The sequence below is a fragment of the Arthrobacter sp. SPG23 genome (assembly GCF_000876655.1).
Lineage (GTDB): Bacteria > Actinomycetota > Actinomycetes > Actinomycetales > Micrococcaceae > Arthrobacter.
Window position 1 is genome coordinate 35,963 of record NZ_JYCN01000015.1, and the last position, 23,257, is coordinate 59,219.

Consider the following 23,257-nt stretch of genomic DNA (forward strand, 5'->3'; position numbering starts at 1 on the left):
ATCTGCCAGGCTTTTCCGGAGGGCACGCGTTGTTTGCAGGGGGACATCTGCAACGGAAGAGGAGGAATCCATGGTTGGTCACGAAAATAGCCACAGCGGTGGTGATTACGGCACGGGCGGAGTGAAGGCTTCGGAGACCACCTCGATCCACCTCACGCCAATCCGTGACGAGCCGATCATCGCGCCCAAGCTCTCTCCGGAGGAGCGGGTCGCAGTGGAAGCCCTTCCTTACGGCTCAGCGCTCCTGGTCGCCCATAGCGGCCCCAACACCGGTGCCCGCTTCCTGCTGGACTCCGACGTCACCACTGCCGGGCGGCACCCGGACGCGGACATCTTCCTTGACGACGTCACGGTGTCCCGCCGCCACGTCGAATTCCGCCGCACGGCACGAAGCTTCGAAGTGGTTGATACGGGCAGCCTCAACGGCACCTACGTCAACCATGACCGCGTGGACAGCGTGGAACTCAAATCAGGAAATGAAGTCCAGATCGGCAAGTTCCGGCTCACTTTCTACCTCAGCCCTGCCCGCGCAGCAGGCAACGTCTGATCCCGGGGTAGTTGCCTGTGGCACTGGCACAACCGGAACGGCGCGGACCCCAGGTCCTGAACATCGGGGAAGTACTCGCGCAGCTGAGCGACGACTTTCCCGGCATGACCGCGTCCAAAATCAGGTTCCTTGAAGAAAAAGGCCTGATCAACCCGCAACGCACCCCCGCCGGCTACCGGCAGTATGCAGACACGGACGTTGAGCGGCTCCGGTTTGTGCTGGCCCTTCAGCGGGACCAGTATCTCCCGCTGAAGGTCATCAAGGATTACCTCGACGCCATTGACCGTGGTGAACGCCCGGAGAACCTGCCGCCCGGCGTCACAGTGTCTCCTCGGATCGTGTCTGACGAACTCGCCACCGAGCTGCAGAACAAAGTACGCAGGCTGAGCGAGGACCAGCTGCGCGCCGAGTCCGGCGCCAGCGTGCCGCTGCTGCGGTCCCTCCTCGAATTCGGCCTGATCGGCCACGTCAACGGGAAGTTCGATGAACACGCCCTGCAGGTGGCCCGCGCCTGCGTGCAGCTGGAAAGCCACGGCCTCGAACCCCGGCACCTGCGGCCGTTCCAGGCCGCCGCGGAGCGGGAGTTCGGGCTGGTGGAGCGTGCCGTTGCGCCGCTGACCTCCCGCAAGGACGCAGCTTCCCATGCCCGTGCTGCCGAGGCAGCCCGGGAAATCAGTGATCTCTGCCTGACGCTGCACCGTGCCCTGGTGCAGGACCGTATATCGCGAATGGATATCTGATGATTGAAGTCGAGATCGTGGGTGTGAGGATCGAACTGCCTTCTAACCAGCCGCTGGTGCTGCTGCGGGAGATCCACGGGGAAAGGCACGTGCCTATCTGGATTGGCACCCCGGAAGCCAGCGCCATTGCGTTGGCCCAGCAGGGTGTGGTGCCACCGCGGCCCATGACGCACGATCTCCTGATCGATGTTGTCGAGTCGCTGGGCCACTCCATTGTCAGTGTGAACATCGTCGCCGTCGAAGACAATATCTTCTACGGACAGCTTCAGTTCGAAAACGGCACCACCGTCAGTTCCAGGGCCTCGGATGCCCTTGCCCTGGCGTTGCGGGCCAAGTGCCGCATCTGGTGCGCCGACTCCGTCATGGATGAGGCCGGGGTCAGGATCACGGAGCATGACGAGGGTGAAGACACCGAGCCTGGTCCCACCGTGGACGAAGAGCGCGAACTGCGGCGGTTCAGGGAGTTCCTGGACGACGTGGAACCGGAAGACTTCGACGGCTGAGATCACGTTAAGGTTAAAGTTGAGGCTGAAAGTTTCGACACGCCCCTGAAATGGGGCCAACGTCTTTGACCTTGGGGCGTGGCGGGCCTAACGTCGAAGTTATCAAGTTCCCATTGCATACAACAGCCGCGCAAGTCACACTGGAATGTGCAGCCACGGCTGAATTACACGGATGAATTTCAGATCCGCGATCGCTGTTGCTGCGACTTCCTTAGGGGAGCATAAGACGAGGAGGGTCCACGTGAGTCCGAAAGGCGAAGCGGGCGAGCTAAAGCAGGCTTCAACGACAGGCGTTGCCCTGCCCGCGAGCGGTGCTCAGGGCCTCCTCTTCACGGAAGACCTCCCCGTCCTGGACGAAGACGCGGGTTACCGCGGACCGACCGCCTGCAAGGCCGCAGGGATCACCTACCGCCAGCTGGACTACTGGGCACGCACCGGCCTGGTTGAGCCCGCCGTCCGGGGCGCTGCAGGTTCCGGTTCCCAGCGTCTCTACGGCTTCCGCGACATCCTGGTGCTGAAGGTAGTCAAGCGACTGCTGGATACAGGAGTCTCACTGCAGCAGATCCGGTCCGCCGTGGAGCACTTGCGCGAACGCGGCGTCGAGGACCTGGCGCAGATTACCCTCATGAGTGACGGCGCGAGCGTCTACGAGTGCACGTCTGCGGATGAGGTCATTGACCTGGTCCAGGGCGGCCAGGGCGTTTTCGGCATTGCAGTCGGCCGGGTATGGCGCGAAGTGGAAGGGAGCCTCGCGGCGCTTCCCAGCGAGCACGCCGTCGAGCAGTCCTTTCCGGATGACGAGCTCAGCAAGCGCAGGGCCGCCCGCAAGACCGGCTAAAACCGCAAGTGCGCCTGACACCGTGCCTTAGCGGACCCGCAAGCAACAGAAAGGCCGCCTTCCGGATGGAAGGCGGCCTTTCTGTTGAGTTCTTGTACCGGGTGAGTCCGGGTGCTGCCTTCGACGGCGTCCCTGGGGTATCCGCTACCGAAGGCTGCGTTCGCGGAGGGCCCCGGCGGAATCCGCGCCGTTGGAGGCCAGGAGGTTGTCGAGGAGCGTGTTGAAGAGGCTGGCCGCGTTCTTGGCGGAATCGCCCGGCCAGTGGTGCACGGAATGCGCCGCACCCTGGATTTGCTGCCAGTTTGCCTGTTCCGGGATGTGCGGGGTCAGCAGCAGTTCGCCGAACATCGACTGCATCTCGGCGAGGCGGAAGGCGTGCTCGGACGAACCCGAGCGTACGCGGTTGGCAATAATGCCTGCAGGGGAGAGGCTGGGTGCGAACTCCTGGCGGAACAGCTGGATGGCGCGCATGGTGCGCTCCGTTCCGGCCACTGAAAACAACCCGGGCTCGGCAACGAGGGCCACTTTGTCGCTTGCGGACCATGCCATCCGGGTCAACCCGTTCAGCGAGGGCGGGCAGTCAACAAGGATCAGCTGGTACTTGTCCGTGCCGGCCAGAACCGTCGAGAGCCTGCGCAGATCCCTGCGGCCCAGGTCCGGTCGGTCGTAAATGCCGGTATATGCGGAGCCCACAGCAACGTCCAGCACGGCGGGCCGGGCTCCGTTGTAGTTTTCCCGGGCCACCCACCCGCTGGTGACCACGTTCTCCGCAAGCTTGGCGCGGCGCGGACTCTTGAGCATCCGGCCGATGTCCAGCTGGTCGTCCGGCTGGACACCGAGTGCCGTGCTGGCATCCGCATGCGGATCGAGGTCCACCACGAGGGTGGGGATGCCGGCGGCCAGGGCCGCAGATGCCAATCCGGTGGTGACGGAAGTTTTGCCGACCCCGCCTTTGAGGCTGCTGATGCTGACTACTTGCACTTGAAAAACCAATACCTAACGCCGGTTGCCGTGGTGGGGTAGTGCCGGCTCCGGCTCCCCGGAGCGGAGGGCGCGCGTAAGCACCCCCGAACCATCATATGTTGCCGCGGTGTCGGATCCCGTTTCATCAGGCGTGTGTGCGGCGCATCCCACGCTGCCGTCAGGGTCCCCGCCGGTTGGCCCTGCCTAATCCCGCTGAGATGACGGATAATCTTGTGATGGTCGACACAATGATTTGTGTTTCCACGCGCCCGTCTTACACACTGTGACCACTTATCGATACACCCGCAATGATGCAGGAGAAGTATGTTTTCCAAAATTCTGGTGGCTAACCGCGGCGAAATCGCGATCCGCGCCTTCCGTGCCGGCTACGAGCTGGGCGCCAAGACTGTAGCCGTGTTCCCCAACGAGGACCGTAACTCCATCCACCGCCAGAAGGCTGATGAAGCGTACCTGATCGGTGAAGAGGGCCACCCTGTCCGCGCGTACCTGGACGTTGACGAAGTGGTCCGCGTGGCCAAGGAGTCCGGCGCCGACGCCATTTACCCCGGCTATGGCTTCCTTTCCGAGAACCCGCGGCTGGCCCGGGCTGCCAAAGAGGCCGGTATCACCTTTGTCGGCCCGCCGGCGGAGGTCCTTGAACTGGCCGGAAACAAGGTCGCCGCCCTCGAAGCGGCGCGCGCCGCCGGCGTTCCCGTCCTTAAGTCCAGCCAGCCTTCAAAGGACCTGGACGAGCTGATCGCGGCCGCGGATGAAATCGGCTTTCCCATTTTCGCCAAGGCCGTAGCCGGCGGCGGAGGTCGCGGCATGCGCCGCGTGGACACCCGCGAGGCTCTTCCCGAGGCGCTGCAGGCTGCCATGCGCGAGGCCGACGCCGCATTCGGTGATCCCACCATGTTCCTGGAACAGGCCGTTCTCCGCCCCCGCCACATTGAGGTCCAGATCCTGGCCGATGCCGAGGGCAACATCATGCACCTCTTCGAACGCGATTGCTCCATCCAGCGCCGCCACCAGAAGGTGGTGGAGATCGCTCCGGCCCCGAACCTGGATGAAGGGATCCGCCAGGCGCTCTACCGCGATGCGGTGAAGTTCGCCAAGGCGCTCAATTACGTCAACGCCGGTACCGTGGAGTTCCTCGTGGACACCGTCGGGGAACGCGCCGGCCAGCACGTGTTCATCGAGATGAACCCGCGCATCCAGGTGGAGCACACGGTCACCGAGGAAGTCACCGACGTGGACCTGGTCCAGGCCCAGCTGCGCATCGCGTCCGGCGAGACGCTCGCTGATCTTGGCCTGTCGCAGGACACCGTCCAGCTCAAGGGCGCCGCACTGCAGTGCCGCATCACCACCGAGGATCCGGCCAACGGCTTCCGGCCCGACGTCGGGAAGATCACCGGTTACCGTTCCGCCGGCGGTGCCGGCGTACGGCTCGACGGCGGCACCGTCTACTCGGGTGCCGAGATCAGCCCGCACTTCGACTCCATGCTGGTCAAGCTGACCTGCCGCGGCCGCGACTACCCTGCAGCCGTGGCCAGGGCGCGGCGTGCCTTGGCTGAATTCCGCATCCGCGGCGTATCCACCAACATCTCCTTCCTCCAGGCTGTCCTGGACGATAAGGACTTCATTGCCGGCGATGTGGCCACCAGCTTCATCGATGAGCGCCCTGAGCTGCTCAAGGCCCGCGTTTCCGCGGACCGCGGCACCAAGCTTCTGACCTGGCTGGCAGAGGTCACCGTCAACAAGCCCAATGGCGACCTCACGGTCCACTCGGACCCCGCAGCCAAGCTGCCCGCCGTCGGGGACACCCCCGCCCCCAGGGGTTCGCGCCAGCGCCTGGTCGAGCTGGGTCCCGAGGGATTTGCCAAGGCCCTGCGCGAGCAGCAGGCCGTCGCCGTCACCGACACCACCTTCCGTGACGCCCACCAGTCACTGCTTGCCACCCGGGTCCGTACCCGCGACCTCGTGGCGGCCGGCCCTGCCGTGTCCTCACTGCTTCCCGAACTGCTGTCCGTGGAGGCCTGGGGCGGTGCCACGTACGACGTCGCCCTGAGGTTCCTCGGCGAGGATCCGTGGGACAGGCTGGCCGCGCTGCGCAAAGCACTGCCGAACATCTGCCTGCAGATGCTGCTCCGCGGGCGCAACACCGTGGGCTACACCCCTTACCCCGAGGAAGTCACCGAGGCATTCGTCAACGAGGCCGCAGCAACCGGCATCGACATCTTCCGGATCTTCGACGCCCTTAACGACGTCAACCAGATGGCTCCGGCCATCCGGGCTGTCCGGGCCACCGGCACCGCCGTCGCGGAAGTTGCCCTCTGCTACACGGGCGACATGCTCGATCCGGACGAAAAGCTCTACACGCTGGACTACTACCTCGAGCTGGCGCAGAAGATCGTCGACGCCGGCGCCCACATCCTCGCCATCAAGGACATGGCCGGGCTGCTGCGTCCGGCCGCCGCTGCGAAGCTTGTGGCGGCCTTGCGGGAACGCTTTGACCTCCCGGTCCACCTGCACACCCACGACACCGCAGGCGGGCAGCTGGCCACGCTCCTGGCAGCCGTGGACGCGGGAGTGGACGCAGTGGACGTCGCGTCGGCTTCGCTGGCCGGCACCACCAGCCAGCCCTCGGCCTCCGCCCTGGTTGCCGCCCTGGCCCACACGCCGCGCGACACCGGCCTGGGCCTGGCCAAGGTCAGCTCACTGGAACCCTACTGGGAGGCCGTGCGGCGCGTCTACGCTCCGTTCGAGTCAGGCCTGCCAGGCCCCACCGGCCGTGTCTACCAGCACGAGATCCCGGGCGGCCAGCTCTCCAACCTGCGGCAGCAGGCCATGGCCCTCGGCCTCGGCGAACGGTTCGAGGCCATCGAGGACATGTACACCGCAGCCGACCGCATCCTGGGCCGGCTCGTGAAAGTCACCCCGTCCTCGAAGGTGGTGGGCGACCTTGCCCTGCATCTCGTTGGCCTCAATGCCGATCCTGCGGACTTCAACGAAAACCCGCAGAATTACGACATTCCGGACTCCGTCATCGGCTTCCTCTCCGGCGAACTGGGCGACCCTCCCGGAGGCTGGCCGGAGCCGTTCCGCACCAAAGCCCTCCAGGGCCGCAGCATCAAGGTACGGGACGCCGAGCTGAGCGCCGAGGACAGTGCAGCGTTGAAGGGCGACTCCAAGACCCGCCAGCAGACCCTCAACCGCCTGCTTTTCGAGGGCCCCACCAAGGACTACCAGAAGAGCGTGGAGACCTACGGCAACCTCTCCGTCCTGGACACCCGTGACTACCTCTTCGGCCTCCAGCGCGGAGCCGAGCACGAGATCGAACTCGAGAAGGGCGTACGGCTGATCGCCTCCCTCGAAGCCGTATCGGAGCCGGACGAGAAGGGCATGCGCACCGTCATGTGCACGCTCAACGGACAGTCCAGGCCCGTTGTGGTCCGCGACCGCTCCGTGGTCAGCAATGTCAAGGCAGCCGAAAAAGCGGATGCCAGCCAGCCGGGCCACGTTGCCGCACCGTTCGCCGGTGCTGTGACCCTCACGGTCAAGGTGGGCGACGCCGTCAACGCAGGCGACACCGTTGCCACCATCGAGGCCATGAAGATGGAGGCCTCCATCACGACGCCGGTGGCCGGCACCGTTTCGCGCCTCGCAGTCGGCGCCGTGGAACAGGTACAGGGCGGAGACCTGCTGCTCGTCGTCGAGTAACACGCACATCAAGTCAGACACAACGGAAGGGCCTCCCGGCATTCGCCGGGAGGCCCTTCCGTTTAACAATCAATGCCGTAAATCAACCAGTCCGGCAACCGCCGGGACGGACCAGCGCTAGTGCTGTCCGGACGGCTCCGTGCGTGCCGGGCGCGGTGCAGCATACATTTCGCCGATGACCGATTCGAAGTCCTTCATCACCTGGGCCCGCTTGACCTTCATGGACGGGGTGAGGTGACCGGATGCCTCGGTGAAATCGGACGGCACGATCCGGAACGACTTGATGGCCTCCGCCTGGGACACGGACTGGTTGGCGCGGGTAATCAGGTCCTGGACGGCTGCCTTCACCACCGGATTGCCGGCCGCCTCCGCAACGGTGGTGCCGGCCGGCAGGCCGTGACGCTGCAGCCAACCCGGCAGGGCTTCCTCATCGAGGGTGACCAAGGCGCCGATGAACGGCATGTTGTCTCCCACCACCAGGACCTGTGAGACGAGGGCGTCGGCACGGATCTGGTCTTCCAGCAGGGCGGGCACCACGTTCTTGCCGCTGGCTGTCACGATGATTTCCTTCTTGCGGCCCGTGATGGTCAGGAAGCCGTCTGCATCCATTTGACCGATGTCGCCTGTGCGGAACCAGCCGTCCACGAAGGTGTCGGCGGCGAGGTCGTCGCGCTTGTAGTAGCCGCGCATCACGCAGACGCCCTTGGCGAGGATCTCGCCGTCGTCTGCTATTTTCACTGCATTTCCCGGCAGGGGAGCGCCCACCGTCCCGATCCTGATGAGCGACGGAGTATTGACGGTGATCGGCGCAGTGGTTTCGGTCAGGCCGTAGCCTTCGAGGATCTGCATGCCGATGCCCTGGAAGAAGTGCCCCAGGCGTTCTCCCAGCGGACCGCCGCCGGACACTGCGTGGGCCACCTGGCCGCCCATGGCCGCGCGAAGCTTGCTGTAGACGAGCTTGTCGAACAGCGCGTGGCGGACTTTGAGGCCGAACCCGATGGAACCGGCCTGCCGGGCCCGCGAGTAGGCGATGGCGGTGTCTGCGGCCTTGTGGAAGATAGCACCCTTGCCGCCGTCCTCGGCCTTTGTCAGCGCGGAGTTGTAGACCTTTTCGAATACGCGCGGCACGGCGAGGATGAACGTGGGCTTGTAGCTCTGCAGATCCGGCAGGAGGTGCTTGATGTCGGGGGTGTGCGCCACGGTGACGCCGGCTGCCACGGCCAGGACGGAGATAAACCGTGCGAACACGTGGGCCAGCGGCAGGAACATGATGGTCCGCGCCTGCTCGTGGACTATGCCTGACAACGACGTGGCGAGGGCGTTCTCGGACAGCTCCACGAAGTTGCCGTGCGTCAGTTCGCAGCCCTTGGGCCTTCCGGTGGTGCCTGAGGTGTAGATGATCGTCGCGACGTCGGCCAGGGAAGCCAGGCTCCGGCGGGCTTCCAAGTCCTCGTCGCTGACCGCGGTCCCCGCGGAGCGCAGCTCGTCCAGCCCGGCACCCTCAAGCTGCCAGACGTGGGCGAGGGAGGAAAGTCCCTCGGACGTGGCTGCCTGCCGGATGACGTCCTCGTGGTGCGCCGACTCGCCAAAGGCGGCGACGGCACCGGAGTCGCCCAGGTTCCAGGCAACCTGGCTGGGGGAGGACGTTTCGTAAATGGGAACGGAGATGCCGCCCGCGAACCAGATGGCAAAGTCCACCAGCGCCCACTCGTAGCGGGTGCGGGACATGATGCCGACACGGTCTCCGGCGGCCACGCCGCTTGCCATGAGTCCCTTGGCCAGGACGCGGACGTCGGCGAGGAAATCCGTGGCAGAAATGTCCTGCCACTGTCCGGCGGCATCGAGCCGCGAAAACAGGGAAGGGTTCGAGGCCTTGGCGGCCTGCCGCAACACCAGGTCGGTGATGTTGGTTTCCGGGGGTACGTTCACCAAGGGCGGAACACTGAATTCGCGCACGATAGCTCCTTTGTTATCCATAGACCCGCAGGGGGTACTGATAACACTAGTACGCCCGTTGCGGAGGTGTGTCCTGTTTCACCTACTGGCGAGTAACTTTACGGTTAAGTGCCTGAAACCCGCCACTCCCGCCCGCCGGGAGCCGTCCCCGGTGGCGTCTCCGGGGCCCTGCCTGGCAGGGCTGGCTCCGTCGGAAAACGGGGGCCGGGCAATAGACTAGGGAACCATGCACACACCTTCGCCCGGCGACCTGCCCAGACCCTATCGACGGACCGCCGCCTGGCGCCGCAGGAAGCCCGCCGGGCAGGATGCGCTGGCCGCCAGTCAGAGCTTCCGTGAGCATCTCCGGCTGGGGCGCAAAGGGCTGGCGATCGGCGTGGACATCGGAGGCACGAAGGTTGCTGCCGGCGTGGTCGATGCCGACGGCCGCATCCTCAGCCAGGCCAGGCGCTCCACGCCCGGGAACGACCCGCGGGCGGTCGAACAGGTGATTGTGGAACTCGTGGAGGAGTTGAGCCGCGGCCACCGCATCTGGTCGGTGGGAATCGGCGCGGCCGGGTGGATGGACCTCGACGGCGGGACGGTGCTGTTCAGCCCGCACCTCGCCTGGCGCAATGAGCCGCTCCGGGACAACCTCCAGCGCCTGCTCCGCCGTCCGGTGCTCCTGACCAACGACGCCGATGCTGCCGCGTGGGCGGAATGGCGCTTTGGTGCCGGGCAGGGACAGAGCAGGCTCGTCTGCATCACCCTCGGTACGGGGATCGGCGGTGCCATGGTGATGGACGGCCGGCTGGAACGCGGCCGCTTTGGCGTCGCGGGTGAATTCGGCCACCAGATCATCATGCCCGGCGGCCACCGCTGCGAATGTGGAAACCGCGGCTGCTGGGAACAGTACGCGTCCGGAAACGCCCTGGGCCGCGAAGCCCGCGAACTGGCCGCTGCCAATTCGCCCGTGGCACAGGAACTCCTGAAGGCCGTGGACGGTCACGTGGACCGCATCACCGGGGCCATTGTGACGGAACTGGCCAAGGCGGGGGACCCCACCTCCCGGGAGCTGCTGGAGGACGTCGGGGAGTGGCTGGGCCTGGGGCTGGCCAACCTGGCTGCCGCGCTGGACCCTGGAAAGTTCGTGATCGGCGGAGGCCTGTGCGATGCGGGGGAACTGCTGGTTGCCCCGGCGCGGAAGGCCTTTGCCCGCAACCTGACCGGGCGCGGGTTCCGGCCGGCGGCGGAGATCGCACTGGCAGCGCTGGGGCCCAACGCCGGGCTCATCGGGGCCGCAGACCTGTCGCGTGTCAGCAGCAGGATGCACGGCTAACAGCGGATTCAGCGGGCCTCGGCCCAACAAGCTAAACCCGGGCTCCGTCGTCGTGCTCGTCCTTTTCCTGCGGCAGCTGCATGATCAGGTAGATCACCGACACGACGAACGCGGCGACGATACCCAAAATCGCCATCAGCGGCGCGGACCTCCAGAACATTGCGGACAGCACCAGCGCGACTGGCCCGCCCACGGCTCCCAGCCAGGCCAGAACGGTCAGCGGATCCGTACCGGCCAGGCTCGGCGGTTCCTCCGGAACGAATGGCTCGTCATCATCGGCCTCGTAGTCACGCGGGCCGCTACCGGCGTCCGTTCCTTCCACGCCTGCGCGGTCCGTCCCGGGCTGCGGGCCGTGTACGGCGGCCCCGCGTTCGGACGCCGGGGGCTCGGTCGGAGCTGTGCCCGCCAGGCCCAGGGGATCGAAGTCACGGAACGGCCGTTTGCTTGGCCCGATGCCGTCCCCTCCGGGAGCCGGAGTGTCGGTGCCCTCGAGGCGGGCGACAAGGTCGAGCCAGACGGCGTCGTCCTGGTTGGCGCTCTGGTCCGAGGAATTGGAGTCGGATCTGGTCATCGGCCGTGTCCTTCAGGGCTAGCGGGGAAGGCGTCCACGTTTCCCGAAACCACGGCGCGGATGAAGTCCGTGGTCCCGCTGAAAATCTCCTCGGCGTCGTTGTCCAAGGTGGCTACATGGTAGCTGTTTTCCAAGGCGCTCATGTGGAGCCCGGCGTTGGTGAGGCCCCGGCGCAGCGCCACGATGCTCGAGTCGGACACCACATGGTCCACTGTGGAGCGGAACACGCGGACGGGTGCAGTGATCCGGGGCAGCAGCCGCCGGGTGTCCTTGAACATCTTGTTGAGCTCGTGGGCCGCCGCCACCGGTGTCCGAGGGTACGCGCCCTCGTCAGTGTCCGGTTTGAGGATGTCATTGGCAATGGCGGGAGTGCTCTTCAGGACCAGCTTCAGGATGCCGGCAAGCGGCGCGCGGGGATCATCGATGACCAGGCCGGGATTGACCACAATCGTGCCCGCCACCGGACGCAGTGCCGCCACCCTCAAGGCCAGGGCCCCTCCCATGGACAGTCCTGCCGTGAACACGTGGTCGCATTCGGCCTCGAGCTCGAGGTAGGCCTTGTCGTAGGCGGAATACCACTGCTGCCAACGGGTCCTGGCGAGTTCCTGCCAGCTGGTGCCGTGTCCCGGCAGGAGCGGCATGCGCACGGCAAATCCGGCGTCGGCCAGCGATTGCGCCCAAGCCCGCACGCCGTGCGGGCTTCCGGTGAAGCCATGTGAGACGGCAACGCCGATTGAGGGGCCGACGCCGGTAAAGGGACTGCTCAAGGGGCTGTGGTCGGCGGCGATGCTCATGGTGTCTCCGAGGATACGTGGTGGGGCGCGTGCTCATGGAAGAAGGCGGCCGAATGTTCGAAGATGGCAGGGGCATCGTTGTCCAGCGTGGCCACGTGCCCGCTCCTGGGCAGCGGCACCACGCGAAGCTCCGCCGACCCCAGCCGTCGCCTGATCAGCTCAAGGGACGACGGCGGCACCACCTCGTCGGTCTCTGACTTGAAAACCAAAACCGGCGCAGTTACCCGCGGCAGTCCGCGGCTGGCAGCTGCAAACAGTTTCTTCAACTGGTGGACAGCGGCGAGCGGCGTCCGCGAATAGTCGCCGTCCTCCGTCGTGGCCGCGGTGGGGTTGGCTTCCACGATCGGTACCGTGGTCCGCTGGACGTACTTCAGGATGCCGATGATCCTCACCCTGCGGTCGTAGAAGCTGAGCCCGGGATTGACCACGGCTACGCCGGCAACCGGATGGCGGGACGCCGTGCGCAGGGCGACGGCGCCTCCCATGGAGAGGCCGGCGACGTAGCAGGTGTCCGTCCGGCCCGCGAGCTCAAGGTAGGCGGCCTCGAACGCGCCGGCCCATTCGCGCCAGCCGGAACGGGCCAGTTCGCGCCAGTCCGTTCCGTGTCCGGGCAGGAGCGGGACGGAGACGGCGAAACCCTGCTCGGCGAGGTGCAGTGCCCACGGCATGACGCTGAGCGGACTGCCCGTGAAGCCGTGGCAAATGGCAACGCCGATCCTCGCGTTAGGTCCATGGCCGGGGTAGCTGAAAGCGGCAGGCACAGTCGGTTTGCTGCTTTCTCTCATGTGCCCATCGTGTCACCATTCGCCGCAAATCTCACTAGAGTAGGGTTGCATTGAAGTGCTGGCCGGAGCCGACGGAGGGCCGGCCGGACGCCTTCCGGAGAGGTACACCACGTGTTTTATTGGTTCATGAAGACGTTCGTTCTGGGACCGGTGCTGAAGCTCCTGTTCCGGCCCTGGGTCAAGGGGCTCGACAACGTCCCCGCGGAAGGCGCCGCCATCCTGGCGTCCAACCATTTGTCGTTCTCCGACTCCATCTTTATGCCACTGATGGTGCCGCGTCCCGTGATCTTCCTGGCGAAATCGGAGTACTTCACCGGCACGGGCCTCAAAGGCAGGCTGACTGCACTCTTCTTTCGGCTGACAAACCAGCTGCCCATGGACCGTTCCGGGGGAGCGGCGTCGGCGGCATCGCTGAACGCCGGCATGGACGTCCTGTCGCATGGTTCGCTGCTGGGCATTTATCCCGAAGGGACCCGCAGCCCCGATTCGCGGCTGTACCGCGGAAAAGTCGGTGTCGCGAAACTCGCCCTGCAGGCGAGGGTTCCCGTGATTCCGGTTGCCATGATTGGAACAGACAAGGTCCAGCCCATCGGAAAGCGGATGCCGAACATCAGGCGCATCGGCATGATCTTCGGTGAACCGCTGGACTTCAGCCGCTACTACGGCATGGAAGAGGACCGGCTGATCCAGCGGTCCGTGACCGACGAAATCATGTACGAACTCATGCGCCTGTCCGGGCAGGAGTACGTGGACGAGTACGCGGCGGTGGTCAAACTGCGCCTGGCTGGGAAGCCCGCGGACGGCTCCAACGGCTCCAACGGCTCCAACGGCTCCAACGGCTCCAACGGCTCCGGCGGCGGCAGCGGTCCCGCAGGGCCGGGCCAGGCCTGACGCCGGTTCTGTGACGGCGGTTTGGGTCGAATGACGGTTGCGGTGCGGAAACCCGGATACGGGAACTAGTCTTAGAGTGTGACTGAGCTATCCGCAAAACCTGCCTCCCTGCTGACCAGTACCGCCCAGAGCGGTGCCGCCAACTATCCGGGACTGGACCACTGGCGGGAGCTGCCGGTTTCCCAGCAGCCCAGCTGGCAAAACAAAGAGGTCTTCGACGCGTCCGTGAAGGAACTTTCCGTCCTTCCGCCGCTCGTGTTTGCCGGTGAGGTGGACATCCTCCGTGAGAGGCTCGCCGCTGCCGCACAGGGCAAGGCGTTCCTGCTCCAGGGCGGAGACTGCGCCGAAACCTTTGAAGCCGCAACCGCGGACAAGATCAGTGCGAGGGTCAAGACGATCCTGCAGATGGCCGTCGTGCTGACCTACGGCGCGGCGATGCCCGTGATCAAGATGGGCCGCATGGCGGGCCAGTTCGCCAAGCCGCGCTCCTCCAACGATGAAACGCGCGAAGGCCTCACGCTCCCGGCCTACCGCGGCGACATCGTCAACGGCTATGACTTCACGCCCGAGTCCCGCGCCCATGACGCCAGCCGGATGCTCAAGGCCTACCACACCTCGGCGTCCACCTTGAACCTGATCCGTGCCTTCACTCAGGGCGGTTTCGCCGACCTGCGTCTCGTCCACCAGTGGAACAAGGGCTTCACGGAGAACCCGGCGCACGCACGCTACGAGTCGCTGGCGCGCGACATCGACCGGGCCATCAAGTTCATGGCCTCCTGCGGGGCGGACTTCGAGGCACTCAAGCGCGTGGAGTTCTACGCGAGCCACGAGGCCCTGCTGCTGGACTACGAACGCGCCCTGACCCGCATCGACTCGCGGACCGGCCTGCCGTACGACACTTCGGCGCATTTCCTGTGGATCGGCGAACGCACCCGCGAACTGGACCACGCCCACGTGGACTTCCTGTCCCGCGTCCGCAACCCGATCGGTGTCAAGCTGGGCCCCTCCACTTCCGGCGACGATGCCCTGCGGCTCATCGACAAGCTTGATCCGGACCGCGAACCCGGCCGCCTGACCTTCATCACCCGGATGGGCGCCGGCAACATCCGCGAGAAGCTGCCCGCCATCGTTGAAAAGGTCACGGCATCCGGTGCGCAGGTCCTCTGGGTCACCGATCCCATGCACGGGAACACGGTCACGTCACCCAACGGCTACAAGACCCGTAACTTCGATGACGTCATCGACGAAGTGCGCGGCTTCTTTGAGGTGCACCACTCGCTGGGCACCGTTCCGGGCGGCCTGCATGTCGAGATGACCGGCGACGACGTCGCGGAGTGCCTCGGCGGCGCCGACCCCATCGACCAGGAGGCATTCCTGGACCGGTACGAATCAGTCTGCGATCCGCGCCTGAACCACATGCAGTCCCTGGAAATGGCCTTCCTCGTCGCAGGGGCGCTGTCCAAGCGCTGACCCGCTGCAGGGGTTGACCCAACGCACCCTGATTAAACAAAAGCTCCGCCCGGCTGGACCAGCCGGGCGGAGCTTTTTCTGCGGGAGCCTTCTCCGGGCGGCCTGCGGGCAGTGCTCAGACGACGGTGAGGGTGACGACGGAGCCTTCAGGGACCTGGGTGTTCACCGGATCCTGGTCACGGACGGTGCCGAAGAAACCGCCCAGGATATTGTTGACCCGTACTTCGAATCCGAGTTTCTCCAACGCCTTGCGTGCATCATTTGCCTGCTTGCCGATATAACTGGGCACGTCCACGAGTTTGGGCCCCTTGGACACCGTGAGGGTCACCGTTTGCCCCCGGGTGAGCGTGCCGGAGGACGGGTCCTGGGCCACCACGGCCCCCTTGGGGACCTTCTTGTCGTTAACCGTTTGCGGTGAAATCACTGCCTTCAAACCGGCGGCCTCAAGGGCCTTGACTGCCGCTCCCTGTTCCTGCCCGCGGACGTCCGGCACCGGAACGGGTTCGGGCCCCTTGGAGACAGTGAGGCTGACGGGCGTACCATGCCGTGCCGGGGTGCCCGCCGCCGGATCCTGGGCGAGGACAGTGCCAGCCGGCTCGGATTCGCTGTAGGTCTCCGTGACGGTTCCCAGGGCCATTTCGGCGCCGTTGAGTTCATTCTTTGCCTCATCCAGCGATTTGCCGCTCATCCCGGGCACTGGAAAAAGCTGGGGGCCCTTGGAAACAAACAACGAAACCACCTGGAACTTGCGGATCTCCCGCCCCGCCTCAGGTTCGGTGCCCACGACGAGCCCGGCCCGGATGTCGTCGTCGAAAACGTCCTTGGTGGTGGACTGGAACCCCGCCGTGCCAAGCAGTTGCTGCGCCTCGGCTACGGTTTTGTTGGCCACCCTGGGAATGGTCCCCGGGGAGCCGGGTCCCATGCCGAAGAACCAGCCGGCGCCCGTTGCCAGCAGTGCTGCGATTACCAGGATGATGATCCAGAGAAGGCCGCGACGACGCGGGTTGCCTTCGCGGAGGGACCGTACCGGAGTGGAGGCTGCTTTGGACTGTGCTTTGGCGGCGTCGCGGTCCTGCCTGCGTTGTGCCCGCTTACTCAGGGGGACCGCGGTGTCCGGTTCATCATCACCCGGCTCGCCGAAAGCGGGCTCCGGCCCGCCCGGGGCGGCCAGGGGGCCGAACTGGCCCGGCCGGGGCGACGCCGACAGCACCGTGGTGGGGTTGCTCTGGCGGGAAATGATTTCCGTTGGATGCTGTCCGGCGGAGAGGATTTCCGTGTGGTCCTGGCGTACCTGGGCCTGCGACCCGGAGGGAGGATTCGCGGACGGGTTGCCCGGCGGGTGCGCGGGCGGGCGGAGCCCCGCCGGCGAATGGGCGACGGCGGCGATGGCGGCCGGGGGCTGGAGGTCCAGTTCCGCGTCGGTCAGGTTGGTCCGGATGTGCCGGAGCTCCGACAGGAGCGCATTGCCGTCGAGCGGGCGCTGCTCAGGGTCCCTTGCCGTGCACCACTGCACCAGCTCATCCACTTCGGCAGCGAGTCCCGGCACCACCGCAGAGGGGGCCTCCACTGTCGAATTCACGTGCTGATAGGCCACCTGGATGGGGACTTCACCGTCGAAAGGCTGCTTTCCGGTGATCATTTCGTACAGCATGATGCCCACCGAGTAGATGTCGCTGCGGGCATCCGCCTGCCGCCCGAGCACGAGCTCCGGTGAAAGGTACGCCACGGTGCCGATCAGCGCCCCGGTGCTCGTTGAAGCAGTGACCGCGCGGGCCAGTCCGAAGTCACCCACCTTGATTCGGCCGTCGTCCGCGATCAGGACGTTCTCGGGCTTGATATCCCGGTGGATCAACCCCGCCGCGTGTGCCGCGCCAAGCCCTTCAACCACGGGGTCGATCAGTGCCAGGGCAAGCCGCGGTGAGAGCGCCCCTTTTTCCTTGATGACGTCCCTGAGCGTGTGGCCCTTGATGTACTCCATCACCAGGTAGGCGGTGTGCCCGTCGCTGCCTTGGTCAAGGACGCCCACCACGTGGGCGTGCGACAACTTGGCGGCGGCCTTCGCTTCCCGGCCAAGCCTGTCCAGGAAGTTGCCGTCGTTAACGAGGTGCGGATGGAGGACTTTCAGTGCGACATCGCGCTCCAGTCGCTGGTCCGTTGCCAGGTAAACGGTGGACATTCCGCCTCGCGCCAGCCTGGACTGCACCCGGTAACGGTTGTCCACCAGCGTTCCAACGAGGGGGTCCGACACTTTATCCTGCACCTTACGATCCTAAGTGCTACACGGAAACGGGCCCGAATCGACATGCGATCCGGACCCGTATCGTTACCCTCGCGGCACCGGATTCACCAGTGCCGGCACGGTTTAGCCGAAGTTCTTCTTGTGCGCCTTGATCGCTGCCACGTATGCCTTCGTGTCGTCGAACATGCCGTTCTTGCTGACCGAGTACTGGCCCTGGTAGTAGCCTGCGATGGCGTGGTCCAGGTCCTTGCTGGAGTTGATCAGCTGGCGGATAATCGCCACGCCTGCCGTGGCGTTGTCGTACGGGTCGAGCAGGTTCAGCTTGCGTCCCACGAGGTCGGAGGCCCATTGGCCCGATGTCGGGATGACCTGCATCGTGCCGATGGCGTTGGCGGGCGAGACGGCGCGCTGGTCGAAGCCGGACTCCTGGTAGGCGAAGGCCAGGGCAAGCGAGGGATCAACGCCCATCCGGCGTGCCGTGTCCGCGACGATCGACTTCATCTGTTCCCGGGTGGGTACGGGGGAAGCGTTGAGCAGGGCCTTGTTCTGGTTTGCGGACGAGACCACAGCAGCGGGGTACGTGAAGCCCAGGAATGAACCCGGCACCAGGGGAGTGACGCTGCCGGCCGGCTGGATCGACGACCCGCCGGGGATGGCCAGTTTGTTGCCGGGGTAGATAACGCTGGTCATGGTCAGCTTGTTCGCCGACAGGATATCCGAGAGCTTGACCCCGTGCTTGGCGGCGATGGCGGACAACGTATCGCCGGACTTCACGGTGTAGGAGCCGGAACTGGGGGCCGGTGCCGGAGCGGGAGCCGCCGGAGCCGGTGCGGCCGGTGCCGGAGCCGGTGCGGCCGGTGCCGGTGCGGAGGCCTGGCCGCTGCCGATCTTGATCTTCTGGCCCGGGTAGATGATGGAGCTCATGTTGAGGCCGTTCCAGCTCAGCACCTCGGACAACTTGACGCCGTGCCGTGCCGCGATGGCGCCCAAAGTGTCACCGGACTTGACGGTGTAGACGCTGCCGCCCGTGCTGGCAAGGGCGGGAGCCGCCGGCTTGGACGCGGGAGCGGAGGGGGCAGGAGCCGAACCGGTCAGCTTGATTTTCTGGCCCGGGTAAATGATGGTGTTCGGCTGCAGGTTGTTGAGCTTCAGGACGGCGTTGGTGTCCAGGCCGTAGCGACCCGCTATCCCGCTGATGGTGTCACCGCGCGCAATGGTGTACTCGGCCGGCGCGGAGGGCTGGGCGGGGCGCAGGGATGCGGGGATGGCAGTGGAGACCGATGCTGCGGGAATGACTCCGGACTTCAGTGCCGCTTCCTGGGCCTGGATTGCCGCAGCGAGCGTTGCGGGCACGGTCCGCGGACGGGTTTCCGCCGCCGCCGGCTGGGCGATGGCCAGCGAGGAGAGGACGACTGCCGGGAGAGCGGCCGTCGTGGCCGCAATCATAGGCAGGCTCGGCCTGGGGTGCTGCTTTGGCGATCGGGTCGTCATGGGAGTGATCCTCTTCTCAGCGGCGAATGCTGTCGGTCAGGCCGTTGTTACGAATGATACTAGTGTTACTAAAGTTAGTGTTGATGCAAATGTGATCTATGTGAATCTCTCACGAATTGTCGGTTAGCACAAGAAATCCTTGGCATTGGATATATGCCTTTTTTCGGAGTGTCGATTTAGGCCATCACGCCGCCGCTTCGCGCTGACTAGGCGCAATAGCGCCCGCCGTGGCAATCTTGATCCGTGAGTACTGTAGAAAGCCTTGTAGGCGAATGGCTGCCGCTGCCCGACGTTGCAGAAATGATGAACGTTTCCATCACTAAGGTCCACGGATTGCTGGACGAAAAGGCGCTAGTGGCCCTGAGGGTCGGCGAACGCCGGATCAGGTGCGTTCCCGCCGGCTTTATGCAGGACGGCCATCCCGTAGAGAGCCTGAAGGGGACGATTGTGGTCCTCTCGGATGCGGGCTATTCCGATGAAGAACTCATTACGTGGCTGTTCACTCCGGATGAATCACTGCGGGGCCGTCCGATTGATGCCCTGCGCGAAGGCCGGAAGACCGAGATCCGCCGCCGGGCACAGTCCCTCGCCTGGTAGTCCGCGTCCCGCAGCACTGTTGATGCATGGCGGGCGCCGTGGCCGCGCCGCCGGCGTCAGGCGGCGCGGCTGACCGTCGCCTCGGCGAGTTTCCGCAAGGCGGTCTTGGGGAGGTCTTCCAGCGGCAGCAGGTCAAGTTCGGCAAAGGCGGCGCGGCCGAATTCCTCGATCAGCACTTCAGTGGCCTGGAGAGCGCCGCAGTCCACAATGATGCGGCGGATTTCCTCCACATCAGTGTCGGTCAGGTCGGGGCTGCCGAGTTTAGCATCGAGGAAACGGGATTCCTCCGGGGAAGCCTGGTCGAGGGCGAAGGCGACGAGGACCGTGCGTTTCCCTTCCCGGAGGTCATCGCCGGCGGGCTTGCCGGTGGTAACGGGATCACCGAATACGCCGAGTACGTCGTCCCGGAGCTGGAAGGCTTCACCAAGCGGCAGGGCGAACGCTGAATAACCGCGAAGCAGTTCATCGGAGGCGCCGGCCAGGGCACCTCCGAGGGCGAGCGGGTGCTCGGTGGAGTATTTCGCCGATTTGAACCGGATGATGGACTGGGCCCTGCTGACGGCTCCCGCCCGGTCGCGCATGGGGCCTGCGACTTCTTCCAGGATGTCAAGGTACTGGCCCGCCATTACTTCGGCGCGCATCAGGTTGAAGATCAGCCGGGCCTGGCTGCCCGAGGCCGCCGCCTGGCCAATGTCCGTGAACGTTTCCTCGCTGAAGGAAAGGCAGAGGTCGCCGGTCAGTATGGCTGCGGCATGGCCAAAGCGTTCGCTGTCCAGGGCCCAGCCCTGGTCCACATGCAGTTGGCTGAACCGCCGGTGCACACTGGGGCCGCCGCGCCGGGTATCTGAACGGTCGATGATGTCATCATGAATCAGCGCCGCCGCCTGGAAGAGCTCCAGTGCGGATCCGGCGGTGACCACCTCGGCGGCAGCGGGCTCTCCGCCGGCCCCGCGCCAACCCCAGTAGCACATCAGTGCACGCAGCCGCTTGCCGCCGGTGACCAGGTTGGAGATGGAGCCCATCAGCGGATCAATGTCCTGCGAAATGGCGGACATCACAGACTGGCGTGTGGCCAGGAAGTCATTGAGCTTGCCGGCGACGGCGGCTACGAAGGCCGTCTGTTCAAGGCGCAGCTGCTCCGCGACCGTCACTTCGCGGACTCAGCTGCGACGTTGGCGCCGATGGTGAACGTGGAGACCCCGCCGGTTTCCACCACCGCAATGTTCACTGTTTCATTGTCACCGCGCAGGAAATCCTTTGACGCGACGGCGCCCACGTTCTCGCCCGGCACCGCTTTGAAGCCCTGGGCCTCCAACTCCTTTGTATAGAAAGCCATGACGGCGGCGGCGGGAGAGCCGATGTTGCCCACCAGGGCCGCGGTGGCCGGAGTAGACGTCTTGTCAAAGCTGCTGGAGACCACCCTTGCGCCCGGCATCACGGGCAGCAGCTTTTCCGGGAAGCCGGCGACGAGTGCGCCAACGGCCGCGGTGGTCCCGGGCGACGCGGTAGGGCTGGCCGGGGCTGTGGTGGTTACCTGCCCGGTGGCGGAAGCTGAAGCGCTGGCGGTCCCGGTGGCCTTGGCTCCGGGATCGGCGGGGGTGCACGCCGCCAGGGCAAGCACCGCGCCAGCCACAATCACGGCGCGGCCCGCAGGCTTAAGCTTTCCAATTACCTTCACAGGGACAGTCCTCCTGGTGTTGTTGCCGGATGCAGCCTCCAGTTTAGTCAGTACCACGGCATAGGATTGAAGGCGTGGGGTCGGAACAGGATAAACAGCAGCTCGAAGCGACCCTCCGGGAGCTCCGTCGGAGCAGCATCATGCATGTGGACATGGACGCTTTTTTCGTCTCAGTGGAACTCCGGAGCCGCCCGGAACTGGTCGGAAAACCGGTCATCGTCGGGTATCCCGCGGACCGTTCGGTGGTGCTGTCGGCTTCGTACGAGGCCCGGAAATTTGGCGTCAAGTCCGCGATGCCCATGGCCATAGCGGCGCGCATGTGCCCGTCGGCGATCATCATCGAGCCAAGGCACAAGCTCTACTACGAGGTTTCCGCGCAGCTAATGGCCATCTTCGGCTCGATCACGGACCTGGTGGAGCCGCTGAGCGTCGACGAAGCCTTCCTTGACGTCGGCGGAGCCATCCGCAGGCTCGGGAGTCCGCGCGAGATCGGCGGGATCATACGTCGGCGCGTGCGGGAAGAACTCGGCATCACCGCGTCCGTCGGCATTGCGGCCAGCAAGTTCGTGGCCAAGATAGCGTCCACCCGGTGCAAGCCGGACGGACTCCTGCTGATCGGGCCGGATGAGACCGTGGCCTATCTGCACAGCCTTCCCGTCAACGCGTTGTGGGGCGTGGGGGCCAAGACCGGCGAGGTGTTGGCCCGCATGGGAATCCGCACCGTGGCGGATGTTGCCGCAACGCCGCCGTCCGCCCTGAAGAAGCTGCTCGGGGCGTCGGGGGAGCACGTGTACCGGTTGTCCTGGGGGATTGATCCCCGGCCCGTGACTCCGGTCCGCCTCGAGAAGAGCATCGGTGCCGAGGAAACGTTCGCCGTGGATACAGCCGACGACGCCCTCCTCCACCGAGAGCTGCTGCGCCTTTCGCACCGGACAGCCGAGCGGCTGCGAAGCACCGGAATGGTGGCCAGGACCATCTCCCTCAAGCTCCGGTATACGGATTTCTCCACCATCACGCGCAGCCGGACGGTGCACGCCCCGGTGGACAGCGCCCAGCTGATCTATGCCGTCACGGTCCAGCTCCTCGAGTCGCTCGGCCCGCGGGCCATGACGGTACGCCTTGTCGGCGTGAGGGCCGAGCAGCTTGAGGATGCTGCGCAGACCTCGCTGCAGCTGAGCCTGGACCGCCGCGACGACAACTGGCGGGCGGCGGAACAAGCCCTGGACAGGGTGGCGGAAAAGTTCGGTTCGAAGTCGGTGCTCCCAGCCCGGTTGCTGGATCCCCACAACGCGGCCGACTGACCGCCCTCACCCGCAACGGACAGTGGCTTTTCGGCCGGCCGGTGTACCGGGAAGGCGCCCGTCCCACAGGCGCCCGGACGCTGCCCCGGCAGCCCTGCGGCAGCGTCTTTCAGAACAGGGCGCAACAAACTATCCTTAGATATACATAGATTTCGAACGTCTGGACATACTAAAAAGCCTTCCTGGTCCGCCCGCCGTCCGAATGCGTGGAATCCGGTGTTCCGATATACGGTGGCCGGGAACCTCCTGCGCATGCCGGTCGTTATCGGATTGACAACATTAAGGCCACGGCAGGTCCGGACGTTGGCCGACTTAAGGAGGTCGTGATGCCGCTCTCGGAGCACGAACAGAAGTTGCTCGAGCAGTTGGAGAAGCAGCTGCACGAGGACGATCCGAAGTTTGCCAATTCAATGGGATCGGATCCGGGCCGTAACTGGTCCACGCGCCACATCGTGATCGGCGTGCTGGCCACCTTGGCCGGTGTCCTCCTCCTGCTGGTGGGCGTATCACTTCAGAGCATTTTTGTGGGTGTCCTCGGATTTATCGTGATGGGAGCCGGAGTCTATTTCGCAACGATGCGCAGCTCCGCCGCCGGGAAAGCGAAATCAACCGGTGGCAAGAAAGCCGGCAAGGGGCGCAGCTCATTCATGAGCAGCCTTGAGGAACGCTGGGACGAACGCCGCCGCGGCGAACCGTAAAAGCCCGGCCACAACGAACCGACGGTGACGGCCGTCCTTTAATCCTCCACTTTGCACCACCTGCCCCTGGCAGGCCTGCAGGAAGACCCGCCCAGGCGGGTCTTTTGCATTTAAACCCCCCATTCACGGGCGCGACACCGGCGGCGGCCGGGCGGCC

The 23,257-nt window shown here is 65.4% G+C and carries 20 protein-coding genes; 11 read left to right on the forward strand and 9 right to left on the reverse strand.

Annotation, left to right across the window (positions count from 1 at the left end; genetic code table 11):
* Positions 1 to 70 precede the first annotated feature (70 nt).
* From TV39_RS07920 to TV39_RS07935, 4 genes are all read left to right on the forward strand, one after another.
* Positions 71 to 547: an FHA domain-containing protein gene (locus tag TV39_RS07920; RefSeq protein WP_011691401.1), complete on the forward strand. Its 477-nt coding sequence runs from the start codon at positions 71 to 73 to the stop codon at positions 545 to 547.
* A gap of 23 nt (positions 548 to 570) precedes the next feature.
* Positions 571 to 1,287: a transcriptional regulator FtsR gene (gene ftsR / locus TV39_RS07925; protein WP_043430536.1), complete on the forward strand. Its 717-nt coding sequence runs from the start codon at positions 571 to 573 to the stop codon at positions 1,285 to 1,287.
* Entirely contained in the window at positions 1,287 to 1,790 is a 504-nt protein-coding gene (locus TV39_RS07930; RefSeq protein ID WP_043480385.1) for a bifunctional nuclease family protein, read from the forward strand. The genes ftsR and TV39_RS07930 overlap by 1 nt, the downstream gene beginning before the upstream one ends.
* Positions 1,791 to 2,031: 241 nt before the next feature.
* Positions 2,032 to 2,628, forward strand: coding sequence for a MerR family transcriptional regulator (locus tag TV39_RS07935; protein WP_043480387.1), 597 nt, complete (start codon positions 2,032 to 2,034; stop codon positions 2,626 to 2,628).
* A gap of 144 nt (positions 2,629 to 2,772) precedes the next feature.
* Here the strand turns inward: TV39_RS07935 and TV39_RS07940 are convergent, their stop codons facing one another.
* Entirely contained in the window at positions 2,773 to 3,609 is an 837-nt protein-coding gene (locus TV39_RS07940) for a ParA family protein (protein WP_043480390.1), read from the reverse strand.
* A 306-nt stretch (positions 3,610 to 3,915) separates the two neighbouring features.
* On the opposite strand from TV39_RS07940, the gene TV39_RS07945 reads away from it, so the two are divergent.
* A complete protein-coding gene (locus TV39_RS07945; RefSeq protein ID WP_043480394.1) occupies positions 3,916 to 7,311 on the forward strand; it encodes a pyruvate carboxylase in 3,396 nt (1,131 codons plus the stop codon).
* Positions 7,312 to 7,428: 117 nt separating this feature from the next.
* On the opposite strand, the gene TV39_RS07950 is transcribed toward TV39_RS07945, so the two are convergent.
* The gene (locus tag TV39_RS07950) at positions 7,429 to 9,267 is read right to left on the reverse strand and encodes an AMP-dependent synthetase/ligase (RefSeq protein WP_043480397.1); all 1,839 of its coding nucleotides are present in this window, start codon (positions 9,265 to 9,267) and stop codon (positions 7,429 to 7,431) included.
* A 226-nt stretch (positions 9,268 to 9,493) separates the two neighbouring features.
* Here TV39_RS07950 and TV39_RS07955 point away from each other — a divergent pair, with 226 nt between their 5' ends.
* Positions 9,494 to 10,585, forward strand: coding sequence for an ROK family glucokinase (locus tag TV39_RS07955; RefSeq protein WP_043480400.1), 1,092 nt, complete (start codon positions 9,494 to 9,496; stop codon positions 10,583 to 10,585).
* A gap of 31 nt (positions 10,586 to 10,616) precedes the next feature.
* Here the strand turns inward: TV39_RS07955 and TV39_RS07960 are convergent, their stop codons facing one another.
* From TV39_RS07960 to TV39_RS07970, 3 genes are read right to left on the reverse strand one after another with little or no spacing between them, the layout of a single operon-like run.
* Positions 10,617 to 11,156, reverse strand: a complete 540-nt coding sequence (locus TV39_RS07960) for a hypothetical protein (protein ID WP_043480402.1) — start codon at positions 11,154 to 11,156, stop codon at positions 10,617 to 10,619.
* Positions 11,153 to 11,950: an alpha/beta hydrolase gene (locus TV39_RS07965; protein ID WP_043480404.1), complete on the reverse strand. Its 798-nt coding sequence runs from the start codon at positions 11,948 to 11,950 to the stop codon at positions 11,153 to 11,155. The genes TV39_RS07960 and TV39_RS07965 overlap by 4 nt, the downstream gene beginning before the upstream one ends.
* The gene (locus TV39_RS07970; protein ID WP_043480406.1) at positions 11,947 to 12,735 is read right to left on the reverse strand and encodes an alpha/beta hydrolase; all 789 of its coding nucleotides are present in this window, start codon (positions 12,733 to 12,735) and stop codon (positions 11,947 to 11,949) included. The genes TV39_RS07965 and TV39_RS07970 overlap by 4 nt, the downstream gene beginning before the upstream one ends.
* A 111-nt stretch (positions 12,736 to 12,846) precedes the next feature.
* On the opposite strand from TV39_RS07970, the gene TV39_RS07975 reads away from it, so the two are divergent.
* Entirely contained in the window at positions 12,847 to 13,626 is a 780-nt protein-coding gene (locus TV39_RS07975) for a lysophospholipid acyltransferase family protein (protein ID WP_043480408.1), read from the forward strand.
* Positions 13,627 to 13,704: 78 nt separating this feature from the next.
* Complete coding sequence (locus TV39_RS07980; RefSeq protein ID WP_043480411.1) at positions 13,705 to 15,096, forward strand: class II 3-deoxy-7-phosphoheptulonate synthase; 1,392 nt, start codon at positions 13,705 to 13,707, stop codon at positions 15,094 to 15,096.
* A gap of 115 nt (positions 15,097 to 15,211) precedes the next feature.
* Here the strand turns inward: TV39_RS07980 and TV39_RS07985 are convergent, their stop codons facing one another.
* Together TV39_RS07985 and TV39_RS07990 are read right to left on the reverse strand one after the other, a co-directional pair.
* Positions 15,212 to 17,356 carry a Stk1 family PASTA domain-containing Ser/Thr kinase gene (locus tag TV39_RS07985; protein WP_043480414.1) on the reverse strand — a complete coding sequence of 715 codons (2,145 nt, stop codon included), beginning with the start codon at positions 17,354 to 17,356 and terminating at the stop codon, positions 15,212 to 15,214.
* 102 nt (positions 17,357 to 17,458) lie between these two features.
* Complete coding sequence (locus TV39_RS07990; protein ID WP_043480416.1) at positions 17,459 to 18,826, reverse strand: lytic transglycosylase domain-containing protein; 1,368 nt, start codon at positions 18,824 to 18,826, stop codon at positions 17,459 to 17,461.
* 243 nt (positions 18,827 to 19,069) lie between these two features.
* Here TV39_RS07990 and TV39_RS07995 point away from each other — a divergent pair, with 243 nt between their 5' ends.
* Positions 19,070 to 19,423 carry an Rv2175c family DNA-binding protein gene (locus TV39_RS07995; protein WP_043480419.1) on the forward strand — a complete coding sequence of 118 codons (354 nt, stop codon included), beginning with the start codon at positions 19,070 to 19,072 and terminating at the stop codon, positions 19,421 to 19,423.
* A gap of 56 nt (positions 19,424 to 19,479) precedes the next feature.
* On the opposite strand, the gene TV39_RS08000 is transcribed toward TV39_RS07995, so the two are convergent.
* Positions 19,480 to 20,574, reverse strand: coding sequence for a polyprenyl synthetase family protein (locus TV39_RS08000; protein WP_043480422.1), 1,095 nt, complete (start codon positions 20,572 to 20,574; stop codon positions 19,480 to 19,482).
* A complete protein-coding gene (locus tag TV39_RS08005; RefSeq protein WP_043480424.1) occupies positions 20,571 to 21,101 on the reverse strand; it encodes a hypothetical protein in 531 nt (176 codons plus the stop codon). The genes TV39_RS08000 and TV39_RS08005 overlap by 4 nt, the downstream gene beginning before the upstream one ends.
* A gap of 140 nt (positions 21,102 to 21,241) precedes the next feature.
* On the opposite strand from TV39_RS08005, the gene dinB reads away from it, so the two are divergent.
* Both dinB and TV39_RS08015 read left to right on the forward strand, forming a co-directional pair.
* A complete protein-coding gene (gene dinB / locus TV39_RS08010; RefSeq protein ID WP_200890984.1) occupies positions 21,242 to 22,402 on the forward strand; it encodes a DNA polymerase IV in 1,161 nt (386 codons plus the stop codon).
* A 326-nt stretch (positions 22,403 to 22,728) separates the two neighbouring features.
* The gene (locus tag TV39_RS08015; protein WP_043480429.1) at positions 22,729 to 23,100 is read left to right on the forward strand and encodes a DUF3040 domain-containing protein; all 372 of its coding nucleotides are present in this window, start codon (positions 22,729 to 22,731) and stop codon (positions 23,098 to 23,100) included.
* The last annotated feature ends 157 nt before the right edge of the window (positions 23,101 to 23,257 follow it).